Origin of the sequence: Streptomyces sp. NPDC045470 (assembly GCF_040646595.1) — a bacterium.
Lineage (GTDB): Bacteria > Actinomycetota > Actinomycetes > Streptomycetales > Streptomycetaceae > Streptomyces.
This window is the reverse complement of record NZ_JBEZAN010000056.1, coordinates 1-2,709: the sequence shown is the minus strand read 5'-3', so window position 1 is coordinate 2,709 and position 2,709 is coordinate 1. Positions and strand designations below refer to the sequence as shown.

The 2,709-nt window shown below is 68.0% G+C and carries 3 protein-coding genes and 1 pseudogene; 1 reads left to right on the top strand and 3 read right to left on the bottom strand.

Going from position 1 to position 2,709, the window contains the following annotated elements; translation table 11 throughout:
* Positions 1 to 83: 83 nt before the first annotated feature.
* Positions 84 to 473: a transposase gene (locus tag AB0A97_RS41595; RefSeq protein ID WP_361161303.1), complete on the bottom strand. Its 390-nt coding sequence runs from the start codon at positions 471 to 473 to the stop codon at positions 84 to 86.
* Positions 470 to 865 (bottom strand): helix-turn-helix domain-containing protein, encoded by a 396-nt coding sequence (locus AB0A97_RS41590; protein WP_361161300.1) that lies wholly within the window; start codon positions 863 to 865, stop codon positions 470 to 472. The genes AB0A97_RS41595 and AB0A97_RS41590 overlap by 4 nt, the downstream gene beginning before the upstream one ends.
* A gap of 74 nt (positions 866 to 939) precedes the next feature.
* Between AB0A97_RS41590 and AB0A97_RS41585 the strand changes: the two are divergent.
* Positions 940 to 1,771, top strand: a pseudogene (locus tag AB0A97_RS41585) (IS5 family transposase).
* A gap of 28 nt (positions 1,772 to 1,799) precedes the next feature.
* Here AB0A97_RS41585 and AB0A97_RS41580 read toward each other — a convergent pair.
* Positions 1,800 to 2,567, bottom strand: a complete 768-nt coding sequence (locus AB0A97_RS41580; RefSeq protein WP_361161297.1) for a transposase — start codon at positions 2,565 to 2,567, stop codon at positions 1,800 to 1,802.
* Positions 2,568 to 2,709: the final 142 nt, after the last annotated feature.

Sequence of the window (2,709 nt, the reverse complement as noted above, 5' to 3'; positions counted from 1 at the left end):
CAACGCGATCCTGTCCGCAACCCGACCACCCCCACCTGCCCGCACACCAGCCACACCAACTCAACGACCACCCAGGCATAAAGTCAGCAGCATTGAGCGTAGGCGGGCAGCCGCTCCAGGGTCAGCCAGTCCTGCTCGGCGGCCCAGGCCCGCATGTCCCGGCTCCAGTGCGCGGACAGCCCGTCCCACACCAGCACCACCCGCTCACCGCGGTAGAACACCTTCACCTGCTCCAGGACCTCGATGAGCCCGGCGGTGTCGTAGCTGCCGGGCTTGAGGTGAAAACACAACCGAGGACCTCGACCGGCGTCGGCTGCGTGGTATCCCAGGGCTGCGGCCATCGAGGCGCGTTTCCAGTTCAGCCGGTGCCGCAGGAGAGGTGTGCGGCCGCGAGGCGCGTAGGTGCGGCGGACCTGTGGCAGCAGCGACACACCTGATTCGTCAAGGAAGACGATCCAGGCACCTGTGTTCACCGCCCTTTTTTTATCCGTGGCCACTCGTGCGCGATCCAGCGGGCGATCTCGGATTCGTCCCTTTCGGCCGCCCGCCGTTCGGGCCGTTGCAGACTCCACCCGAGCCGGCCGGTCAGCAACCGCCACACCGACGCCCGCGACAGGGGCACTGCGGTCCCCCGCCCGACGACCAGGCCGACCCGCTCCAGCGTCCACAGATCAGCCTCGAAACCATGCGCCTGGGCGTCTTGCTCCAGCGCGGCCCGCACCCGCTCGACCTGAGCATCGTCCAGTTTGGGCGGACGACCGGTGGCCGGACGCCGACGCAGGGCATCGACGCCGCCCTCCTCCCAGACCCGTCTCCAGCGCCGCACACTCTCCTCACTGACGCCCAGCATCCGCGCGATCTCCACACCCGAACGCCTCTGACCGAACAGCTCGGCCGCCCGCACACGCCCGTCATGAACTCTCCGATGCTGAATGGGCCGTGCTGTCACGGCTGTTACCCGAGTCCGGGACAGCCGGCCGGCCCCGGGTGGATGACCGGGTGGTGCTGAACGGCATCGTGTGGAAGCTGCGTACGGGCTGTGCCTGGCGGGATGTGCCCGAGCGGTACGGGTCCTGGCAGACCCTGTCACCCGGTTTCGCCGCTGGGCTCTGGACGGCACCTTCTCTCGCATGCTGCGGGCCGTCCAGGCCGAGCGGGACGCTGCCGGGGACATCGAGTGGCTTGTGTCGGTGGATTCCACGATCGTGCGCGCTCACCAGCACGCCGCCGGCGGTAAAAGGGGGCCGTCGACCGGGACGAAGCGGCAGATCACGCCCTGGGCCGGTCCCGGGGCGGACTGAGCACCAAAATTCATCTGGCCTGCGACGGCCGGGGCCGGCCCCTCGGCTTCGTCCTGTCCGGCGGGAACACCAACGACTGCACCCGCTTCGAGGCCGTGATGGCCGACGTCCAGGTCCCACGGCTGGGGCCGGGACGGCCGCGTACCCGCCCCGACCATCTGATCGCCGACAAGGGATACAGCTCCCGCAAGATCCGCTGCTACCTGCGGCAACGAGGCATCGCACACACCATCCCCGAACGGATCGATCAGGCTACCGGCCGTCTGCGACGAGGTTCCAGGGGCGGCCGGCCACCCGGCTTCAACGGCCGGATCTACCGCAAACGCAACGTGGTCGAGCGCTGCTTCCAAAAACTCAAGCAATGGCGAGGCCTGGCCACCCGCTACGACAAGGCCCGCGAGTCCTACCAAGCCACCGTCACCATCGCCTCACTCCTGCTCTGGATCCGACCCTTTGAAGACGATCTCTAGCTAAAGGCTGTCCCGTATGGGGTGGGGATTATCCGGTGAGGGCTGTGTTGTGGAGGCGGGCGATGCCCAGGATGGCCTGGTGAACGCCGCTGCCCTTGAGGCGGCAGTCCCGCAGGATCTTCCAGTTCTTCAGGCGGGACAGGGCGTGCTCGACGCGTGCGCGGGCCTTGCGGTGGACCTTGTTCTCGGCTTCCTGCTGCGGGCTCAGGGTTTCCTGCCCGCGTCGACGGCGGTGAGGAATGAGCAGGCCGGTGCCCTGATATCCGCCATCGGCGAGCACCCAAACGCCTCGACAGGCGATGTCGACACCCGGCTCGGTGAAGGCCCGGCAGTCGTTACGGCTGCCGGGCAGGGGATCGCCGACGGCCACGACCAGGCGGCTGTTGGCGTCGATGACGACCTGCAGCTTCGTCGAGTACCGGTAGTTCTTGCTGGAAGCGGCGACGCTGCGGTCCCGGGTGGGAATCAGGGTGCCGTCGACGATGTAGACGGTGTCCTCGCGCTTGCGGCGGGCCGGTGAGATCGCCAGCAGCGGCGCGAGGTGGTCCAGGATCCGGTCCGCGGCCGACTTGGAGATCCCGAACAGCGGCGCGACCTGCCGCAACGTGAGGTTCGTGCGCCAGTACGTGGCAACCAGTAACACCCGGTCCTCCAGCGGCAACCGCCACGGCCGGCCTCGCTGGACGTCACCGCCACGACGACGCACCAGCGCGACCACGCGGTTGAACTGTGCCGGACTCAGCCCGGTGAACGGCTCGATCCACTTCGGATCGTCTGCTGACATCACCCCACCCATGCCCCGATCAACGTCCCAGCGGCCCCATCAGTTACGGGACGACTTTTACGACCTCGTGCACGGTAAGCGGTGAGGCGTCGAGGATGGCGGCGGGACTCGGTGTTCACCTCTGCCGTGTCGACGTCAGGTCCGCGGTCTGCTG

What these genes read in the sequence shown, in the direction of transcription:
- AB0A97_RS41580 (WP_361161297.1), bottom strand. Translation starts at nt 2,567, where the DNA reads ATGGGTGGGGTGATGTCAGCAGACGATCCGAAGTGGATCGAGCCGTTC.